Origin of the sequence: Sediminibacterium sp. C3 (assembly GCF_000508085.1) — a bacterium.
Taxonomy (GTDB): Bacteria; Bacteroidota; Bacteroidia; order Chitinophagales; family Chitinophagaceae; genus Sediminibacterium.
This window is the reverse complement of the sequence record NZ_KI669560.1, coordinates 216,219-234,702: the sequence shown is the minus strand read 5'-3', so window position 1 is coordinate 234,702 and position 18,484 is coordinate 216,219. Positions and strand designations below refer to the sequence as shown.

Here is an 18,484-nt window from a genome sequence, read left to right as displayed (position 1 = left end):
CGGCATGAATAAACCTACTACCATTTTATTTGATGCAGAGCGGATGAAATATCCGCATACGGGTTTATACTATTTCTGTAAACAGCTGGGGAATGCTTTACTGGCCAGTGCTTCAAAGCATCAGGCAGAATTACAGTTCTTATTGCCTGCTTCCTGTTCCGGTGAATTTCCCGAAGGGACAGCCATCAAGCCCATTCGTTTCTGGCATAAATTATGGAAACCGAATGATGCATCTATTGATGTATGGCATACAACCAGTCAAGACAGCGCCTATTTTCCTTTTCATTGTAGAAAATCAATTGTCTTTACTATTCATGATTTAAATTATTATCATGATGAAAGAAAACCGCTAGCCAAAAGAAAAGCCTGGTTGCAAACCTTGCAAAGAAAAGTAGATGCCAGTGCAGCATTGGTTTTTATTTCGGAGTACACAGCCAAAGATGTGCAGGCGCATATTGATTTTAAAGGGAAACCTTATAGAATCATTTACAACGGATGTACTATTTCAAACACGGAACGCATTGTTGATCCGGCGTATCAACCCACTGCACCTTTTATTTTCTCCATTGGCACTATTGCGCTCAAAAAGAATTTTCATGTACTGCCTGCATTGCTGTTGAACAATTCCTATCAATTGGTCATTGCAGGTATAACCCAGCAACCCGATTACTTGAGAAAAATTCAGAAAAGCGCAGAAGAACTGGGTGTAGCCGATCGGTTGATTTTTACCGGACCCGTTTCAGATAATGATAAGCAATGGTATTATGCCCATTGTGAAGCATTTGTATTTCCTTCTTTGTCTGAGGGATTTGGACTGCCGCTGGTGGAAGCCATGCATTTTGGCAAACCTGTTTTTATTTCAAATGCTACTTCGCTACCCGAGATCGGCGGAGATGCTGCTTATATTTTCAAAGACTTTAGTCCGGCACAAATGCAGGCAGATTTTGCAGCAGGCATGGCCCATTTTGCTACGAATCAGCGAAGTGAACAGGTAAAAAAACGGGCAGCAATATTTAGCTGGGAGGCAGCCGCAGCAGCGTATTGGGACTTGTACAAAAGCTTGCTTTAAACAAACTTTACCAGCATTTTAAAACAGAAAAGCCATTTTCTGATTTTGGATCTTTTCTTGGATGCCAGTAATAATTCATTGTATTGGAAGAAGATAATCATTCTGCGAATGCCATTGAAAATGCCGGCACCCTGATAGGTTTCCAATAAGGATTTTAATACCTGTTTTTCTTTTGTTCTATTCTCGGGGCATTGCGCATAAAACAATTGCATGCGTTCAATGGCAATTCTTTTTTCTTGCTGCGCTATCTGAGATTTTTGTGTTTTGTTTCTTTTTCCTCCAACGGCACCAAATACATTGTTGCTGTGCTGACGATACCAGGCCAATGCATCCGGAATGTATTTGATTCCACCATGCAATGTAGCCGTATACGAAATCCACCAGTCGTGCGGAATGATGGAAGGGAATGGAAAAATCTGCTGAAGAAATTCGTTTCTGATCAGCATGGCATGACCATAGATTCTGCAGAAAATCGCTTGCTCCAATGGACTGCTGAAGTCTTTGCAGGTAACGCGGTCCGAAATATTAACGCCAATCGGTTCCATATTTTCATTGCAAAGCACTGAGTCGGCATAGACCAATGCTTTGTCTCCGATGGCCGCATAGAGTTTGCTCACTTTTTCCGGATGCCAGCGGTCGTCCTGATCACAAAGTGCAACGAATACTCCCTTTGCCTGTTTGCAGCCCTGTTCAAAGTTTTTAATATAGCCCTGGTTTTGTTCGCTGCGGATAATCCGAATAGCAGGATATTGTGGCTGATAGTTTTCCAAAATAGCAAGGGTTTCATCTTTGCTGTTATCATCACTGATAATGATTTCCAGATTCGGGTAATCCTGTGCCAATACAGAGTCTAACTGGGTTGCAAGAAATTTTGCTCCATTATACGTGGCTATTACAACTGAAATAAGCGGAAAAGAGTCTTGTTGCGTATGCATGCGAAGGATCTGAGGCGACTAAATTAAATATTATATTTACAACTTCGCGTTAAAGCAAACAAATATGCAGGCATCGGTGTCCATAGTGATGTGTACCTATCAGGGAGAAGCTTATGTAGCAGCACAGGTGCAGTCTATTCTGGCACAGACCTATCCTTTGCATGAGATCATTATTCTGGATGATGCTTCAACGGATAATACCTATGCATTGTTGCAAGACTTAGGCGTGTTGGATGCGAGAATACAGCTCCATCGGAATGAAAAAAATATAGGCTACAATGCCAATTTTGAAAAAGGCATTCGAATGGCGAGTGCTGATTACATTGCCATTGCCGACCAGGATGATATCTGGGAGCCGGAGAAAATCAGTAAAATGATGGACGCGCTTCAACCAGACACTGCACTGATCTATTGCGATTCCGTAAGGTTTTCTAATACTCTTCCCGAGAATCCTATGCCCAACAAAAAGAACAGAAGGATTGAAGGCAAAGATCCCGAGTTCTTTGCCATGTTCAATACGGTCAGCGGGCATGCCAGTATTGCCAAAACTTCATTTGTAAAGTCAGTATTGCCCTTCCCTGAAAAAGTATACTACGACTGGTGGTTGGCCATCAATGCAACCATATCGGGTGGAATTCAGTTTCTTCCTTTCATTGGTGTGTATCAGCGAATGCACAATCAGAATATTACCATACAAGCGGGATTATCGGAGCGCGAACATCGCAGACGCTACAGGGAAATGCTGAGTCGTCATTTGGAAGAATTTGCACAAATTCCATTTTTAAGCGAGGCCAACAGGGCTTTTTTTCTGCAGTTTCAACAACTATGGCAGCGCTCATTGCAACATAAATGGAATCTGCGCTTGTTTTGTTTCCTGTTGCGCCATCACCGAAAACTATTTTTTTACAAAGTCAGGCGAATCCCTGTTATCTCGGCCTTTAAAGTGAGCTTTTTGTTTTGTTTTAGGTGGGATTAGGTTATTTTCGGTTTTCAATCGCATCACGTATGGCATCCCGGTTTAAACCATTGATCAAAGCCTTTGGCCCCGTAGACGGACTGAAGTTTTATATACATCTCTTGTTTAAGAAATACGGCTCTTTTACTTCTTCCCGATACAATACTACTTTTCATTTAAGAAGCAAGACAACGGATAAGTACACGTTTAAACAGGTTTTTTTAGATGATCAGTACAATGTGGATTTGCCATTTACACCCGAAAGAATCATTGATGCCGGAGCCAATATTGGATTGGCTGCTGTATACTTTTCGCACCGATACCCCAATAGTAAAATTGTTGCGGTAGAACCCAGCAGGGATAATTTTCAGGCCTTGCTGAAAAACATTGCGGGTCATCCGAATATCAAAGCCAATTGCATGGGCTTGTGGAACAAAGATGTTTACTTGTTGATTACAAATCCCGATGGTCCAAGTAGTTCTTTTATGCTTACCGAAACCAGTCCGGACAACCCCGAAGCCATTCCGGCAGAATCGGTGGAAACCATTATGCGAGGCGAAAACTGGGATACCATTGATTTACTGAAAATTGATATTGAAGGTTCGGAGAAAGAAGTGTTTGAAGCCAATTATGAATATTGGTTGCCAAAGACGAAAGTCATTTATCTGGAGTTGCACGATCAAATGAAGAAAGGCTGTTCCAAATCTGTTTTTGCTGCTATCAGTAAATACAATTTCTCTTTTTCTTTTTCTGATGAGAACCTGGTGTTTATCAACCAGGATTTGGTTTAGCTTTTGTAAATTTATTGAAGTAATAAAACTCCATAATAAATTCAATCAGAAATGCGTAATTATTGTATTCTGCTGTGTACCATTTTCCTATATGGTCAGGTTGTGATTGCACAAAAGAACCATTCTGTTTGTATTCTACAAGGAGTAGTAAAAAACAGAACAAGCGATACTATCTACATTCGAAAATCTACACAGGATTTACGTGCATTTTTAGAAAATCCAATTAAAATCCCTGTTAAAAACGGTGCATTTACTTATCAGCTTCCCTTTACTGAAACTGAGGCTTTCGAATTGATTTTTCAGGATGAATTAGAAAAGGGAAGTTGGAGCCCCATTCACTTTTTCCCTTATTTGGGAAGGGTTTCATTCGAATTATACCCGCAGAAAGATTGGCTTAACAATCGGGTTGAAGGCGGAATATTGAATAAAAGTTATGTAACATTCAGGTCGGACAATCAACGTAAGTTCCAAGCAGCAAAAAATAATTTATATCAAACTAGAGATTCACTAATTCGTATAAATGCGTTTGAAACAGCGGCCTATCAGCAAATTTTTAAAGACTTACGTCAGCTAAAGCCTGATGACCAGGATGGAAGAGTTCCGCTGTATCAAAAAAGCGATGAAATGGAAAAAACAGGGGCACGCTATACCGATTTAGCAAAGCAGCTATATGTGAACCCTTTTGATTCATTAATGCGGGAAGAGTATCATTGGAAATACCAATACTTAACTCAGCATATTTCTCTTTCTAGCTACTATTCACTTTGGACTGATGTAATGAGAATTGCAAAAGACAATCGGATTGTTGCCCAGTATATCAGAGAATTATTTCCAGTTTATAAGAAAAAATTTCCGGGACATATTTATACGAAGTCAATTGAACAACAATTAAATGGGCTTCAGAAAGTTGCTGTTGGAAATTCCTTTCTAGATGTAAAAGCATTTACATTGAATGGTGACACTATGCAATTGTCAAAAGTAATAACTGGTAAAATAACATTGATTGATTTTTGGGGTTCCTGGTGCGGCCCTTGTATTGCTAAAATGCGATTGGTAAAACCCCTTTATGAAAGATTTAAAAATAAAGGATTTGTAATTGTAGGTATTGCCAGGGAGTTTCAAAGTTTAGCTGCAGTAAAAAATCGTATTGCCATTGAAAATTATGTATGGCAAAACCTATTTGATATAGACGATAAATTAAATGTCTGGAATAAATACGGTATCAACAATGGAGTAGGAATGATGGTGGTAGTGGACCAGCAGGGCAAGATTGTAGCCATTGATCCCAAAGCCAGCGAATTGGAAGAGTTGCTGGTTAAAACGCTGGAATGATTATGAATTGCGACCTTCTTCTGCAGCAATAATGGTTTGCTCTTTTTTCCACCAGCGGAAACCAATGAAACCAATAATGGCGATGGGGGCAAATGCCAGGTAAACAATGGCAGAGTTCAGGGCTTTGGCAGGGCCTTCCCCTAATTGAGAGGCGGTTTTGGTACAGATAGAACATTGGGCATTCAAAGACTGCACAGCCAACACTAAGAAAATCACCAAAAACAAATAAAGCCCTTTCTTCTTCATACCCATTGATTTAAAGCACAAAGATATAACCGATTTACCATGATATTGTTTAACTTAAGCGTTAAAATTGAATCATGGAGCCCAGAAGGAATTTCATTAAAAAAGCAGGTGCATTAGCAGGAGTTTTTGCCGGATATGGCATTTTTAATCAATTGCAGGCGGCTCAATTTTCGGCTGCCAATGCCCAAACCTCTGCAGATCCCTTTGTAGCGGCCTCAGATGAAGATTACTGGCAGATCATTCAACAGGCCTATTCAGTCCCTGCCAATTTTATCAACCTGAATAATGGGGGCGTGAGTCCTTCTCCGATAGTGGTGCAGCAGGCAGTAGAGCGCTACAATCAACTTTCTAACCAGGGCCCTTCTTATTTCATGTGGCGGATTTTAGACCAGGGAAGAGAGCCATTAAGAAGAAATCTAGCATTGCTGGCCGGTTGTTCACCGGATGAGATTGCGGTAAACCGCAATGCAACCGAAGCGCTGAACAGTGTCATTTTTGGTCTGGACTTACAAAGGGGTGATGAAGTCATTGGCACCAAACAGGATTATCCCAATATGATACAGGCCTGGCGTCAAAGGGCTTTAAGAGATGGTATTGTGTACAAGCAAATCAGTTTTGATTTTCCCATTGAAGACGATGATACCATTGTGAAAGCTTTTGAAAAAGCCATTACGCCTAAAACCAAAATATTGCATGTAACCCATATTGTTAACTGGGTTGGACAGATATTGCCGGTTAAAAAGATTTGTCAAATGGCGCATCAGCGTGGGTTGGAAGTGATTGTGGATGGAGCACACTCATTTGGTTTACTTGATTTTGCCATACCCGATCTGGAGTGCGATTATTTTGGAACCAGTCTGCACAAGTTTTTAAGTGCGCCGATTGGTTCAGGGATGCTGTGGATTAAGAAAGAAAAAATTTCAAAAGTATGGACACTGGTCTGTAACGACAAACCACAAAGCCCCGATATCAGAAAGTTTGAAACCCTTGGTACCAGAAGCTTTCCTATTGAACAGGGAATTGGGGAAGCATTGGCTTTTCACAATGCCATAGGAGCAAAAAGAAAAGAAGAACGCATACGCTATCTGAAAAATTACTGGGCCAGCAGGGTAAAAGATATTCCGGGCGTACAGCTGCATACTTCTTTGCAATCGGCCTATTCCTGTGCTATTTGCGGGGTAAGTGTAAAAGGATTAACTCCTACCCAATTGGATCAGCAATTATACAATCAGTATAAAATTCATACGGTAGGAATTGTCTGGGAAAATATCAGTTGTGTAAGAATTACGCCCCATGTGTATACGCGCTTATCCGATTTGGATACTTTGGTCAAAGCCATTCAGCAAATAGCGGCGGGGGTAAAATAATAAGTGGATCAGCAACCTGAATAAAGGAAGTGATCCACTTGCTATTGAATGTAATTAAGAAGCTTTGGTAGCTGCTTTTTTAGCGGCTGCTTTCTTAGCTGTTGCAGGATTAGCTGGTCTGGACTTACCGAAAGACCCTTGGAAACGTTTTCCTTTAGCTGTTTTTTTGTCACCTCTACCCATGGTAATAATTTGAATAAGTTGTTTAATAAAGTGTAAAAATAGAAAAACCCCGCGAAAGCGGGGTTCAATTCTTTTTTGGGGTCAGAATTATAACTTACCGCTTAATTCTTTACCAGCTTTAAAGCGAGCAACTTTCTTAGCTTTAATCTTGATAGTCTCACCAGTTTGAGGGTTACGACCAGTACGTGCAGCACGCTTAGATACAGAGAAAGTACCGAAACCTACTAGGGTTACTTTATCACCTTTCTTTAAGGTTTTTGTAACTGCATCAATAAAAGAATCCAATGCAGCGTTTGCTTGTGTTTTGGTGATACCTGCATCATCAGCAAGGTGCGCGATTAATTCAGCTTTGTTCATAGATGTGATTTTTAATAATTTTTGATAACGGGACAAATTTATTGGCTTTTCATTACCAACAAAATTTTTATTCTTTTTTCTTTTTTGATTTTTTTGGCTCAAAACCCTTATAAATAAAGGGTTGGAGCGAAATTTCTTCTTTTAATTATCGTGTAAAAACAACACCTCTATTCAATGAAATCCTTATCAGTAAAGGGTTTCAGGCTTTTTCTTCTACAATTCAATCCCTGCAAGGCTTTCAAAGGAATATAAGGAAGATTTTCAAATTCCAAATTTGTTTTCAAAAACTATCCACACTCAATTCACAACCTGCATTAATGTTCTAAAAGCAATCATTTGATTGCCCCATTTCTGTATAGAATCGTTGCGCAGCGCGGGGGCGTGCAATTCTATGTAGCGGTTGTAATCCGCCTTGGCTGCTGCCTGGTACTGCACTGCGTAGGTGATTCCGTCTTCTTCATCGGTTTCCAATATGCGTACAAACTGAAAATGGGTAAAGCATCCGGTTTGCATTACAGCAGGAATATGTTCCTGTTTCATCCAGTGAAACCAGTCGGTATGAATTTCGTGGGCAACTTTGGTAGTTACATTATATATATACATGGTTATTTTATTTCGACATAAATAGGGCAATGATCACTGTGCTTTACGTCCGGATAGATAGCGGCACTTTTAATTTGTTTCTCCAGTGCTTTGGTTACGCAGATATAATCAATTCTCCAGCCTTTGTTGTTTAAACGAACGGATGGGAAACGCTGACTCCACCAACTGTAGGCTCCGGTTGTTTCCGGATGCAAATGTCTGAAACTGTCAATCCAGCCGCTGGCCAAAAATTGTGTCATCCATTCTCTTTCTTCAGGTAAGAATCCGGAAGACTTTTTATTTCCTTTAGGATCGTGGATATCAATGGCTTCGTGTGCAATATTGTAATCGCCAACCACTATTAGTTTGGGTCTTTCCTTTTTTAATGTGTTCAGAAATTCCTGAAACTCATTCAGCCATACATATTTATAGTCTTGTCTTTCATCGCCACTGGTGCCTGATGGATAATAGGCATTGATTACAGTGATATCTCCATAGTCTGCCCGAATGACTCTGCCCTCAAAATCACTCTGCTCCATATTGCTCCCATAATGCACTGCATCTGGTTTTTTCCTGCTCATAATCATCACGCCACTGTATCCTTTTTTCTGGGCAGAAAAGCAGTAGCTATGATAGCCTGCTTTTTCAAATGCTTCAGTATCAATATCTTCCTGATTAGCCTTGGTTTCCTGTAAACAGATAATATCGGCAGGATTGGTCTGAATCCATTCTACAAATCCTTTTTTGATGGCAGCTCTGATGCCATTCACGTTGTATGAAATAATGCGCATATGGTATTATTGAAAGAAACGATTAAAGCCCAGCAAAATTAGCTCATTCAGTAAATCGCTGGGAATACTCGGATTCAGCACGACCATTTTTTCTGGTTCTTGTGTTCCGCTGATAATTAAGATTCGCTCATTATTTAAAAAGACTTCTCTGAAATACTGTCCTATTTCAATTCCAAAGGGCTGGTTACGGAAAGTTCCTGTGATGGAATACTTACTGGTATAAGTCATTTCTGTTTCCTTGTCGCTAATTACTACTGCAGAACTACTGTCAATACCATTTGTGGCAATATGCGGATAAAGCTTTTTGGTAAAATCTTTTTTATCAATCAGGATACTGAATTTGGCTATGGTATCTTTTTCATTCAACAAATAATTGTTGTAGCCCTCCAGCGGTTCAACCTGGGGCATTCCTGATGAAGCAATGGCATTATTGGATGATACACGGGCAGGAATAATTAACTGATAATTTTTATTCAGTATAATATTTCTGGCATCCTGTAACAAGAATACATGAATTTCATTGCCATGTTCCCGTACTGAATTCTCAACCGCCTTGGCCATATCCGCTGATAACTGGGTTCTGTTTTTTCCTTTAAGAATAATTTCCAGAAAACGCTGTTCATCCCAGCGTAACAGTTCAGATTGTCCTTTTAACTGGTATTTGCTAAACAAATTTTTGCTTTCTATATTGATTTTTGGAGCATTGGCAATGGCGCCGATAATGAAATTATCTCCCATGAAAGGCGGGGAAGCTTTGATTTCAATCTGCTCTGTTTCAATGCTGCTGTCCAACAGAATTTCAACTGATTTCTTCATTAACTCCGCGAACCCTTTGGCACTGAAATGCAGGTTTCCAAAAGGGACACCAATGCCATTGGCTTTGGCTCTTTTGATATATACTTCTAAACTTTTGGTGTAAGTGGGTGCAGGAGCGGGCTGTTGTATGCTCAGTTCCATCATCACCACAGATTGAATAGAAAACAGATTTGAGTCAAGGGGTTGATTATTGTTGATTTGGTTCCAGAACACTTTGGCAGAATATTCTGCCATCTTAAAATTTACCACAGGAGCGGTAGCTGGGCTGTTTTGCTGGCTAGTGAATTCCCTGAAATTGTTCAATTGGGTAAATTCAAAATTCTGACTACCCAGACTCATATTTTTATGTACCCCTAATTGCTGATTCAGCGCTTCTTTGAATTGCTGTAAAACAATAGGGTTTTTCCAATATTGCATCATGGGACCTTCAATAGAAATGCAATGAAAGTTGCCTGGCTTTGCCATGGTTTGTGCCTGAAGCGATAAGAAGGCACAACAGGTTAGCAAAATGCTAAAAATGGATTTAATCATAATCAGGTTGTTACAAATATCGGGCTAGACTTAACAGAAAGTATTAATTTGAATGGAATTTAAATGTAATAAAAATGAAGGAGAGTAAGAGCGAGGCATTGAAGAGAATTATTCCGGCGGAACAACCCGTTTATTTAGATGGGCCCAAACCCAGGATCAATGAATTGCGCTTTGCCTGGGACGTATTTTCAGAGTTTATTAAGTCATTTCGATTCTTACATTTTCTGGGTCCCTGTGTAACTGTTTTTGGAAGTGCCCGATTCAAAGAAGATCATCCTTATTATAAAGCCGCTCAGGATATTGGGAAACATATTGCCGAACTGGGATTTACCACCATAACCGGGGGAGGTCCGGGCATTATGGAAGCTGCCAACAGAGGAGCATTTGAAAACGGTGGGCAGTCGGTTGGGATTAATATCAAACTTCCGTTTGAACAACATGAAAATCCCTATGTACACAAGTCTATCACTTTGAAATACTTTTTTGTACGTAAAGTAATGTTGGTAAAATACTCCTATGCATTTGTATGCATGCCTGGTGGCTTTGGCACCATGGATGAATACTTTGAAGCCCTTACCCTGATTCAAACTAAAACCATCAATGATTTCCCCATGGTTCTATTTGGAAAGGAGTATTACCAGCCCTTGATGGACTATTGTGCCTACATGGCAGAGCAAGGCACTATTTCAAAAGAAGATTTGAAACTGGTTTTACTAACCGATGATGTTCACGAAGCAGGTCACCATATCAGTACCTATGTTCGCAAGAATTACAAAGTAAAACCCCGCAAGCGTTTGTGGTGGTTTTTTGAGAAACGATAGGTTATTTAATTATACCCACTTTTCTTAAAAAGCGAATAATACCAATAGTAGTATTCTGGTTGGTTTTTTTAAAGATGCGCTCCAATTTTTTATTAATGGAAGAGGCGGAAATGCCCATATCAGATGCCACTTGTTTTCTTGATAAATCATTAGCGAGTAACTGTGCAGCTTGAATTTCCTTTTTCGTTAATTGTTCAGCCCAGGGAAATTTTTGTTGCTTGATGGATGCTATTTCTTCAGTGCTAAAAATAAATTCAGGTGGATAGTATTCTTGACCGCTTATAATTTTGCGAATAATTTCGGCAAGTTCGCTAGCAGTTAGGTTTTTAAAGGCAAAACCATTCACTCCAATGCGAATCATTGCTTTAACAGCATTTTCATCTGTTATCATTGAAAAGACCAATATCTTAACATTTGGATAATGTTTCTTAAAATGTTGTGCCACTTTATAGCCCGGCATTTCTGGCATGTTGATGTCCAGAATTAATACATCTGGAATTAGTCCACTATCAATGGCTTTGATACAAGCTTCACCTGATAATGTAGTAGCAATAACTTCAAAATTCTCTTTTCTCAATAAATCCCCAATTGTATCCATGACCATAACATGGTCATCACACATCATTATTTTATTCATTTATCTTTTTTGTTTCTTCATGTCATGTTTTGTTACGTCAGCATATAGTGAAACAATTGGGGGTATGAAGATAGAGTAAAGTGAAATATAAATAAAAAATAGTATGTTAAATTTACTTTATATGGGGGGGGGGGTATGATATACATTCTAGTTGTTTTTTGCTATTTGAAAATAGCTTTTGGTTCTTGTCGAGGGGTAAAAATACCCCCCGGTGATTTTTTTTAGTTTGAAAATTATACTTGAAGTTTACCGGATAATTAGAGATTATGTTGTTCGGTACTTTGTTCAATAGTTTATTTGAAAATCAACCATTAATAGTTGCTGCTTTACTAAAGCAAATGAAAGTAAAGGTTAGTATGCAAACAATTAATGAATCATTACAATCTCATCCCGACTATCCAAGTTTTCTATCCATTTCTGATTCATTGAATAATTGGAAGGTTGAAAACCTAGTTATACAAACTTCAGCTGAAAAGTTAACAGAGATCCCAACACCATTTATTACAAGCTTTAAACAAGGTGTTTTTGTAGTTGTATTTGAAGTTGCAGAAAATGAGCTACTTATTGTTAATCAGCATGGTAAAAAAGAAACAATAGCAACAAGTGTATTTTTGGCACAGTGGACTGAAAACATCTTAGTAGCTGAAGCAAATGAATTATCTGGAGAGATCAATTACCATAAAAACATTAAAGAGGCTAAAATCAAAATAGCCATTTATGGTTTAATACCAATAGGAATTCTGGCTTCTTTATTCATTCCATACTTGTATGGTTCGATAACCCTTATACCCACGTTATATTTATTAGTTAAGTTAATTGGATTAATTGCATCTGTTTTATTACTATGGTATGATATAGATAAAGGCAACCCTTTATTGAAACAAATCTGTTCAGGCATACAGAAAGCCAATTGTAGTGCTGTCTTAAATACCAAAGCTGCAACGCTAGGAGGCAAGGTAACCTGGAGTGAAGTTGGCTTTGTATATTTTGCAGGGTCATTACTATTCTCAGTGCCCGCTGATATTAATACGGCATTGCCTGTTTTAAGTCTATTCTCCTTATTAGCCCTACCCTATATCATTTTCTCTATTTATTACCAATGGAATGTAGCCAAGCAGTGGTGTGTACTCTGCTTAATAGTGCAGGCGGTTTTATTGGCTGAAGGAATATTGGTTATAGCAAATAATAGTTTATCCTTTTCTGAAACAACAGCAGTATTTGCAAACAATCTCATTTTTGCATTCTACTCTTTGTTAATTCCTTCAATATCTTGGTTTTTATTAAAGCCTTTGTTGAAAAGTTTGCAGTTAGCAAAGTACGAAAAGAGAAGTTACTCAATGCTAAAGTATAACGATAAAGTATTTTGGTCGTTGCTTAAAACTCAGCCATCTATTTTAGAACATTCTACGAGTGAATTAGGTATAACAATTGGTAACCCCAATGCAAAACATACGATTATCAAAGTTTGCAACCCTTATTGTGGCCCTTGTTCAACAGCTCATCCCGAGATAGAGAAAATCATTGAACATAACTCAGATGTAAAGGCAAGAATTATTTTTATAGCAACTAACCAGGAGAATGATAGAGGTACAAAACCTGTTAAACATTTATTAGCTATATCTGAAAAAGGAGATGAAAATCTTACTAAAACAGCACTTGACGATTGGTATTTGGCTAAAGAAAAGAATTATGATGTTTTTGCCAACAAATACCCAATGAATGGAGAACTAGATAAACAGACAGACAAAATCAATCAAATGAAAGATTGGTGTGAAAAAGTGAAAATTGAATACACTCCAACTATTTTTATTGATGGTTTTTTATTACCAAAAGGATATCAAATAAAGGACATTAATTATTTTCTTTCATGAGAAAGAATAAACATATTTCTTTTCGATTAGTACCCGAAAAGAAAAGCCAAATGGTACTACACTTAATCGCGAATGAGTGGTTTGGCAAGCCAATAATCTGCTGATGCTTAAAGCTGCAGAAACTCTTTATGTAACCGCTATTTATAAAATAAAAATAGCATAAAATTTAATTTATGAAACAGAAAGTCGAAAATTTAGGCTTCCTTTTACCTAAGAATGCTCAGAAGAAAATTTTAGGTGGGAATATTGAAGATGAAACAACACAATGCTATGAATGTACTGCAGGAGCAAAAGAATGGGGATTCGGTTGCCCTAGTCCATTGAGGTCTGATTGTAAATGCGAGAAGTGTTAGGGGTTGATTTATAAGAATTTTCATAATCAAAAATGATATAAGTGAAGAATACTTATATCATTTTTGATTTTAAATAAAATTTCATGAATTTCATTATTGCTTTTTTAATAGTTTTGTTTACCAATTTTTCATTGTACTCACAAACCACAGATATTTCGATAAGTGGTAAAATTAATGGCACATACCCTGATAAAATATTTTTATTTTTTGATGGAAATATAAATGCTAAAGATAGTCTAAGTTCAGTAATTGCTAATGGGCACTTCCAGTTTAATCTAAAAACAAAACTTCCAATATTATGTAGGTTACATTTTAGCGAAAATACTAATATAGTTGAATTTTATATCGATAATCCAACTACATTAATTTACTTGAATAGTAAAATTGAAACCAATAGTGAGAATAAAACAAAACGTACATATTTTGAACTTGACAGTATTAAGGGATCAGTTATCGAAGTCAATAGGCAGTTATTCGAAAAATCCTTAGCGAAAGTAGAAACACTTAATATTTCTACTATAGAAAAAAGAAATTTGCATTATAATTTATTAGATAGTTTTATCACAAAAAATCCTAAAAACAAACTTGCACTATACTTTTTGGCAACAAATAAAATTCTTTCTTTAAATCAAATTAACCTTCTAAAATCAAATTTTGATACTAGTCTTTTATCATCTTATGAAGGACAAAAGCTAAATCGATCAATAATATCGCTATTGCGCTTAAAAAATAGATTGATAGGAGAGCAATTTCACCATGTTAGTCTTCCAGATAAATTTGGAAAAAAGATTGAAACTTCAATATATGCTGGTAAAATTGTTTTAATAAATTTCTGGGCTTCCTGGTGCGCTCCATGTAGGGAAAAGCATCCAGAAGTGGTCAAATTATTTAATTCTTATAAAAGATCTCAATTTGATATTATTGGTATTTCCTTTGATGATAATCTAGAATATTGGAGAGCAGCTGTAGTAAAGGATAAGATAAAATGGTTACAGTTAATTGACACGAAATATAAAAATGGTACGCTTTCTTCCTATTATGATATAACTGCAGTGCCATCAAACATCCTTATTAATAGGGATGGGAAAATTTTGGGCTTTGATTTAACATATAAGGAAATCAAAAAAATCATTGATAATAATCTTAAATAATAGGAAGTAATATTAATAACAAAGTCCTTCTGGTTAGAATCTAGAGTTTTTGGTTAATACTTAGGTTAAATGACACATTTATTTCTCCCTTCTTAGTCAATTCATTTAGTATTAATCAGGCTGAATTTTTTTTAAATCATATTACTATTGCGCTCCCTTTTTCTTCTACAACTCCAAAAAGACTAAATGGACTGCGGTCCTACTTGTTTGTATATGATAAGTAGGTACTATGGTCGTGTATTTGCTTTAGAGAAGTTAAGGGAGTTAACAGAGATAGGTAAGGAGGGAGTTAATTTATTAGGTATTAGTGATGCTGCTGAAAAGATTGGTTTTCAAACATCTGGGTTAAAGTTGAATTTTGAAAAATTAATTGAAGAAGCGCCAAAACCCGCAATACTGCATTGGTGGCAAAACCATTTCATTGTTTTACCACCACAAAAGAGGGCTTTTTTTTCAAAGCCAAAAAACATCACAATAGCTGATCCAGCAAAAGGGATTATTACCATCAGCAAAGAGCTGTTCTTACAAAAATGGATAAGTGATAAAAATGAGGATGGAGATTCTACAGGTATTGCCTTAATTCTAGAACCTGGTCAAAACTTTTATAATGCCAATTACGGGCATGATTTTAAAGAGTTAACAAACAACCATGCTAACCAACTTTGGGGTTATATAAAGCCACATAAAAAACTGGTATTCCAACTTTTCTTAGGGGTCATGCTGGGTAGTTTATTGCAATTGGTATTTCCTTTTCTCACACAAAGTGTTGTTGATGTAGGTATCAACACTCAAAATATTCAATTTGTATATATTGTTTTATTAGCTCAACTGGCTTTGTTTATTGGGCGTTTGGGTGTAGAATTTATTCGCAGTTGGATTCTATACCATATCAGTAGTCGGATCAATATCTCTATTCTTACGGGTTTTTTGATAAAGCTGATGAAGTTGCCATTGGCTTATTTTGATAGCAAAAAAACATCAACTTTTGAAAATCAACAATTGTATGTCATTATATTAATACGAAGTCCTTCTTTTAGTGGGTAAGATTTATACGTTTCCATTGTATGTAATGACTTTGTAAGAAAATAATTCAATAGATCTGGGGGGTATTTTTACCCCCTTGGTTGATTTTTACGTATGAAAATAGCTTTCAATAATGCGCGGGGGGTAAAATTACCCCCCGGTATTAATTGGATAGGTTAAATTTTATAGGGATGTTTATAATGACTTTTCATATTTAATAGGTTATACTCAATTAATAGAAAATCTTTGAAAGTCATTTAAAACTAATTTTTGAAACAAAATAAATATGTATCAATCATACAATACAAGACTAAAAGAAGTAGCATTTAAATTAATAGAATTGTATAACATAAAGGTAACAAAAACCACATTTTTTGATTCAATTCAAGATAATCCATATTTCCCCTCCTTATACAGCTTAAGTGATACATTTTCAACTCTTAAAATTGAGAATGATGCTTATGAGGTACCCAAAGAAAAGTTTACTGAATTAGATCCACCATTTATAGCCTATGTAAAAGTACCAAAAGTCGGAAAGGATTTTGTTTTAGTTACTAAAATAACAAGTGATGCGATTTCAATTTTTTATAACAGCAAGAATAATTATACTATCTCCCAGAAAGAGTTTTTGCAGAATTATCTAGGTATTATTTTAGTTGTAAGGCCAAATAGTAACAGTGGAGACATAAATTATGAAATAAAAAAACAAGAAGAAAAAAAATATTAAATCGAAAAAGATTATTGCAAGTAATAGGATTTTTATTGTTGTTATTATCTTTTTCTTTTCAAATTACTACTGAGAATATTTATTCATTTAGTTCAATAGCTATAATAAAATCACTAGGATTATTTGTTTCAATCTTACTTATCTTATTTGATTTAGATAAGAACAATGATTTTATTAAAAATATTTGTTTAGGTGAAAAACAATTTAATTGTGATTCAGTTTTAAATAGTAAAGGCTCAAAAATATTTGGTATCTCATGGAGTGAAATTGGAGCAATTTATTTTTTTCTTCATTAGCTTTTTTAATTCTTCCAAAAATATCTTTTGATATAAAGATTCAATATTTAGCAATATTTAATAGTATGGTAGTTCCTTATACAGTTTTTAGTATTTATTATCAATGGAAAATTGTTCGGCAATGGTGCCCTTTATGTTTAATGATTCAATTGGTATTGATTTTGGAATTCATATGGGGTTTAATTAATTTTTGGAGTGATTTTCAAGTTGCTAATTTAACTTCAGCTGATATAAATTTATTTTTAAGTTGTATTCTTTTTTCAATCTTTTTTTGGTGCTTACTAAAACCAATTTTATATAATTCGAAAAATTATGGCATTTATAAATCTGCATATAATCGTATTCATTTTAATAAGGATGTTTTTTTTAGTCTTTTAAAGCAGAATAGTAATGTGCCTAATAATTGGCAAGATATTGGAATCACAATGGGAAATTCAGAAGCGACAAATACGATTATTAAAGTTTGTAACCCATACTGCGGACCCTGTTCAAAAGCACACAATAAACTTGAAAATCTTTTAAGAACTAATAGTAATTTAAAAGTTAAAATTTTATTTAAGTTTAATGATGCAGATGATAGATCACGATCAATTATAACTCATTTATTATCACTCGCAAGTGAAGGTGATAAATTAAAAACTGAACAAGCATTAAGAGTGTGGTATGGAATGTCAAAAAAATCTCTTGTACATTTTATTGCCCAATTTCCATTAATAAATGATTTGCAGGGAAATGAACATTCATTGGAGGTTATAAATTCTAATATTATTGCAATGAAAAATTGGTGTATTGATGCTGACGTTACGCATACACCGACCTATTTCTTTAATCAGCATAGGCTCCCTGAAGGGTATGTTATCGAAGATTTAATAAAAATATTATAGTTTCTTTTGGCCAAAGAAGGGTAATACCGAAAACCTTTAAAAGAGTAGGTAAAATTTAAAATCAAATAAAACTTTTAAAATGAAACAAAGTAAAATTAATTTAAAAAATTTCCAAAGTCTTAGCAAAGAACAAATGCTTAAATTAAAAGGGGGTAGTGTAGAAGAAGGAGGTTGTAGTTTAGCAGTTTGTACTACTGTGGGGGATACTTGTGGTACAGGTTATTGTAAATGCGAAAAAGGAGGTACTGCCAATTTTTGTAGTGATTGCTCTCACCCACTTTGCTAAAAGTACATAATGATATGGCTATTGTATCAGAAATGATTCAATAGCTATTATTTTTTACCGAGTAATTTATTTTCTAGTATAAGTTTTTAAACTCATTACGAATAGTAGACTCAATTTATTTTAATCAAAATAATAAAGAGTTAATATTCCCTTTTAATCTATCATTTATGAAAATTGCTTTATACTTTTTTTGTTTTCTTTTGTGTAATAGAGTTATATCACAGACAAAGCCTTTCAAAATAAATGGAGTAATTCATGGGCTAAATAATGGGTCTGTTAAACTCTTATATTCACAGCATGATACAAATTTTAAAGTATTTGAAGATTCTGTTATTTTAGACAATGGAAAATTTACTTTTAATGGGTTAACTCCATATCCATTTGCAGCTTATGTTTATTTAATTGGGCAAAGACGAAGTGACCTTTTCTTTATTGATCCTGACACACAATCTATCGAATTAAAGATTGATAGTTTTTTTC

23 protein-coding genes are annotated in these 18,484 nt (G+C 35.9%); 15 read left to right on the top strand and 8 right to left on the bottom strand.

Annotated elements, in window-relative coordinates:
• Nucleotides 1-4: 4 nt before the first annotated feature.
• Nucleotides 5-1,069 carry a glycosyltransferase family 4 protein gene (locus F777_RS0101085; RefSeq protein ID WP_026750426.1) on the top strand — a complete coding sequence of 355 codons (1,065 nt, stop codon included), beginning with the start codon at nt 5-7 and terminating at the stop codon, nt 1,067-1,069.
• On the opposite strand, the gene F777_RS15235 is transcribed toward F777_RS0101085, so the two are convergent.
• Complete coding sequence (locus tag F777_RS15235; protein WP_051408341.1) at nt 1,066-2,004, bottom strand: glycosyltransferase family 2 protein; 939 nt, start codon at nt 2,002-2,004, stop codon at nt 1,066-1,068. The two genes, F777_RS0101085 and F777_RS15235, sit on opposite strands and share 4 nt — an antisense overlap.
• Before the next feature lie 64 nt (nt 2,005-2,068).
• Here F777_RS15235 and F777_RS17065 point away from each other — a divergent pair, with 64 nt between their 5' ends.
• Genes F777_RS17065 through F777_RS0101065 form a run of 3 tightly spaced genes read left to right on the top strand, consistent with a single transcriptional unit; the run spans nt 2,069 to nt 5,082 of the window.
• Nucleotides 2,069-2,980: a glycosyltransferase gene (locus tag F777_RS17065; RefSeq protein ID WP_051408340.1), complete on the top strand. Its 912-nt coding sequence runs from the start codon at nt 2,069-2,071 to the stop codon at nt 2,978-2,980.
• A gap of 29 nt (nt 2,981-3,009) precedes the next feature.
• Nucleotides 3,010-3,750 carry an FkbM family methyltransferase gene (locus tag F777_RS0101070; protein WP_026750425.1) on the top strand — a complete coding sequence of 247 codons (741 nt, stop codon included), beginning with the start codon at nt 3,010-3,012 and terminating at the stop codon, nt 3,748-3,750.
• A 51-nt stretch (nt 3,751-3,801) separates the two neighbouring features.
• Nucleotides 3,802-5,082, top strand: a complete 1,281-nt coding sequence (locus F777_RS0101065; RefSeq protein WP_026750424.1) for a TlpA family protein disulfide reductase — start codon at nt 3,802-3,804, stop codon at nt 5,080-5,082.
• Here the strand turns inward: F777_RS0101065 and F777_RS0101060 are convergent, their stop codons facing one another.
• Nucleotides 5,083-5,328 carry a hypothetical protein gene (locus F777_RS0101060; protein WP_026750423.1) on the bottom strand — a complete coding sequence of 82 codons (246 nt, stop codon included), beginning with the start codon at nt 5,326-5,328 and terminating at the stop codon, nt 5,083-5,085. It lies immediately after the preceding gene.
• A gap of 74 nt (nt 5,329-5,402) precedes the next feature.
• Between F777_RS0101060 and F777_RS0101055 the strand changes: the two genes are divergently transcribed.
• Nucleotides 5,403-6,695 (top strand): aminotransferase class V-fold PLP-dependent enzyme, encoded by a 1,293-nt coding sequence (locus tag F777_RS0101055; protein WP_026750422.1) that lies wholly within the window; start codon nt 5,403-5,405, stop codon nt 6,693-6,695.
• 54 nt (nt 6,696-6,749) lie between these two features.
• On the opposite strand, the gene F777_RS17525 is transcribed toward F777_RS0101055, so the two are convergent.
• The 5 genes from F777_RS17525 to F777_RS0101025 form a co-directional block, all read right to left on the bottom strand.
• Entirely contained in the window at nt 6,750-6,884 is a 135-nt protein-coding gene (locus F777_RS17525; RefSeq protein WP_255326562.1) for a 30S ribosomal protein THX, read from the bottom strand.
• Between the two features lie 81 nt (nt 6,885-6,965).
• Entirely contained in the window at nt 6,966-7,337 is a 372-nt protein-coding gene (locus tag F777_RS0101045) for an HU family DNA-binding protein (RefSeq protein WP_161631464.1), read from the bottom strand.
• Between the two features lie 195 nt (nt 7,338-7,532).
• A complete protein-coding gene (locus tag F777_RS0101035) occupies nt 7,533-7,838 on the bottom strand; it encodes a DUF4286 family protein (protein WP_026750420.1) in 306 nt (101 codons plus the stop codon).
• Between the two features lie 2 nt (nt 7,839-7,840).
• On the bottom strand, nt 7,841-8,608 hold the full coding sequence (locus F777_RS0101030; protein ID WP_026750419.1) for an exodeoxyribonuclease III: 768 nt from the start codon (nt 8,606-8,608) through the stop codon (nt 7,841-7,843).
• Nucleotides 8,609-8,614: 6 nt separating this feature from the next.
• On the bottom strand, nt 8,615-9,955 hold the full coding sequence (locus tag F777_RS0101025) for a hypothetical protein (protein ID WP_026750418.1): 1,341 nt from the start codon (nt 9,953-9,955) through the stop codon (nt 8,615-8,617).
• Nucleotides 9,956-10,029: 74 nt separating this feature from the next.
• Between F777_RS0101025 and F777_RS0101020 the strand changes: the two genes are divergently transcribed.
• A complete protein-coding gene (locus F777_RS0101020; RefSeq protein WP_037368998.1) occupies nt 10,030-10,776 on the top strand; it encodes an LOG family protein in 747 nt (248 codons plus the stop codon).
• A 1-nt stretch (nt 10,777) separates the two neighbouring features.
• On the opposite strand, the gene F777_RS0101015 is transcribed toward F777_RS0101020, so the two are convergent.
• The gene (locus F777_RS0101015; protein WP_081720433.1) at nt 10,778-11,413 is read right to left on the bottom strand and encodes a response regulator transcription factor; all 636 of its coding nucleotides are present in this window, start codon (nt 11,411-11,413) and stop codon (nt 10,778-10,780) included.
• Nucleotides 11,414-11,679: 266 nt separating this feature from the next.
• On the opposite strand from F777_RS0101015, the gene F777_RS0101010 reads away from it, so the two are divergent.
• From F777_RS0101010 to F777_RS15220, 9 genes are all read left to right on the top strand, one after another.
• Nucleotides 11,680-13,284 (top strand): vitamin K epoxide reductase family protein, encoded by a 1,605-nt coding sequence (locus F777_RS0101010; RefSeq protein WP_026750415.1) that lies wholly within the window; start codon nt 11,680-11,682, stop codon nt 13,282-13,284.
• Nucleotides 13,285-13,457: 173 nt separating this feature from the next.
• Nucleotides 13,458-13,637 carry a hypothetical protein gene (locus F777_RS0101005; protein WP_026750414.1) on the top strand — a complete coding sequence of 60 codons (180 nt, stop codon included), beginning with the start codon at nt 13,458-13,460 and terminating at the stop codon, nt 13,635-13,637.
• Nucleotides 13,638-13,720: 83 nt separating this feature from the next.
• On the top strand, nt 13,721-14,788 hold the full coding sequence (locus tag F777_RS0101000; RefSeq protein WP_026750413.1) for a TlpA disulfide reductase family protein: 1,068 nt from the start codon (nt 13,721-13,723) through the stop codon (nt 14,786-14,788).
• 186 nt (nt 14,789-14,974) lie between these two features.
• Nucleotides 14,975-15,832: a cysteine peptidase family C39 domain-containing protein gene (locus F777_RS0100995; RefSeq protein WP_071790291.1), complete on the top strand. Its 858-nt coding sequence runs from the start codon at nt 14,975-14,977 to the stop codon at nt 15,830-15,832.
• A gap of 265 nt (nt 15,833-16,097) precedes the next feature.
• Nucleotides 16,098-16,538: a cysteine peptidase family C39 domain-containing protein gene (locus tag F777_RS0100990; RefSeq protein ID WP_026750411.1), complete on the top strand. Its 441-nt coding sequence runs from the start codon at nt 16,098-16,100 to the stop codon at nt 16,536-16,538.
• A gap of 14 nt (nt 16,539-16,552) precedes the next feature.
• The gene (locus F777_RS18545) at nt 16,553-16,834 is read left to right on the top strand and encodes a vitamin K epoxide reductase family protein (RefSeq protein ID WP_161631462.1); all 282 of its coding nucleotides are present in this window, start codon (nt 16,553-16,555) and stop codon (nt 16,832-16,834) included.
• A 65-nt stretch (nt 16,835-16,899) separates the two neighbouring features.
• On the top strand, nt 16,900-17,718 hold the full coding sequence (locus F777_RS0100985; RefSeq protein WP_026750410.1) for a vitamin K epoxide reductase family protein: 819 nt from the start codon (nt 16,900-16,902) through the stop codon (nt 17,716-17,718).
• A gap of 79 nt (nt 17,719-17,797) precedes the next feature.
• A complete protein-coding gene (locus tag F777_RS0100980) occupies nt 17,798-18,004 on the top strand; it encodes a hypothetical protein (RefSeq protein ID WP_026750409.1) in 207 nt (68 codons plus the stop codon).
• Nucleotides 18,005-18,171: 167 nt separating this feature from the next.
• Nucleotides 18,172-18,484 (top strand): DUF4369 domain-containing protein (locus F777_RS15220; protein ID WP_037368994.1); only part of this gene is annotated, 313 nt, incomplete at its 3' end.

Excerpts from the sequence above, each read along its gene's own strand:
- F777_RS0101085 (WP_026750426.1), top strand. The coding sequence starts at position 5 with ATGAATAAACCTACTACCATTTTATTTGATGCAGAGCGGATGAAATAT.
- F777_RS15235 (WP_051408341.1), bottom strand. The coding sequence starts at position 2,004 with ATGCATACGCAACAAGACTCTTTTCCGCTTATTTCAGTTGTAATAGCC.
- F777_RS17065 (WP_051408340.1), top strand. The coding sequence starts at position 2,069 with ATGCAGGCATCGGTGTCCATAGTGATGTGTACCTATCAGGGAGAAGCT.
- F777_RS0101070 (WP_026750425.1), top strand. The coding sequence starts at position 3,010 with ATGGCATCCCGGTTTAAACCATTGATCAAAGCCTTTGGCCCCGTAGAC.
- F777_RS0101065 (WP_026750424.1), top strand. The coding sequence starts at position 3,802 with ATGCGTAATTATTGTATTCTGCTGTGTACCATTTTCCTATATGGTCAG.
- F777_RS0101060 (WP_026750423.1), bottom strand. The coding sequence starts at position 5,328 with ATGAAGAAGAAAGGGCTTTATTTGTTTTTGGTGATTTTCTTAGTGTTG.
- F777_RS0101055 (WP_026750422.1), top strand. The coding sequence starts at position 5,403 with ATGGAGCCCAGAAGGAATTTCATTAAAAAAGCAGGTGCATTAGCAGGA.
- F777_RS0101035 (WP_026750420.1), bottom strand. The coding sequence starts at position 7,838 with ATGTATATATATAATGTAACTACCAAAGTTGCCCACGAAATTCATACC.
- F777_RS0101030 (WP_026750419.1), bottom strand. The coding sequence starts at position 8,608 with ATGCGCATTATTTCATACAACGTGAATGGCATCAGAGCTGCCATCAAA.
- F777_RS0101025 (WP_026750418.1), bottom strand. The coding sequence starts at position 9,955 with ATGATTAAATCCATTTTTAGCATTTTGCTAACCTGTTGTGCCTTCTTA.
- F777_RS0101020 (WP_037368998.1), top strand. The coding sequence starts at position 10,030 with ATGAAGGAGAGTAAGAGCGAGGCATTGAAGAGAATTATTCCGGCGGAA.
- F777_RS0101015 (WP_081720433.1), bottom strand. The coding sequence starts at position 11,413 with ATGAATAAAATAATGATGTGTGATGACCATGTTATGGTCATGGATACA.
- F777_RS0101010 (WP_026750415.1), top strand. The coding sequence starts at position 11,680 with ATGTTGTTCGGTACTTTGTTCAATAGTTTATTTGAAAATCAACCATTA.
- F777_RS0101005 (WP_026750414.1), top strand. The coding sequence starts at position 13,458 with ATGAAACAGAAAGTCGAAAATTTAGGCTTCCTTTTACCTAAGAATGCT.
- F777_RS0101000 (WP_026750413.1), top strand. The coding sequence starts at position 13,721 with ATGAATTTCATTATTGCTTTTTTAATAGTTTTGTTTACCAATTTTTCA.
- F777_RS0100995 (WP_071790291.1), top strand. The coding sequence starts at position 14,975 with ATGGACTGCGGTCCTACTTGTTTGTATATGATAAGTAGGTACTATGGT.
- F777_RS0100990 (WP_026750411.1), top strand. The coding sequence starts at position 16,098 with ATGTATCAATCATACAATACAAGACTAAAAGAAGTAGCATTTAAATTA.
- F777_RS0100985 (WP_026750410.1), top strand. The coding sequence starts at position 16,900 with ATGGTAGTTCCTTATACAGTTTTTAGTATTTATTATCAATGGAAAATT.
- F777_RS0100980 (WP_026750409.1), top strand. The coding sequence starts at position 17,798 with ATGAAACAAAGTAAAATTAATTTAAAAAATTTCCAAAGTCTTAGCAAA.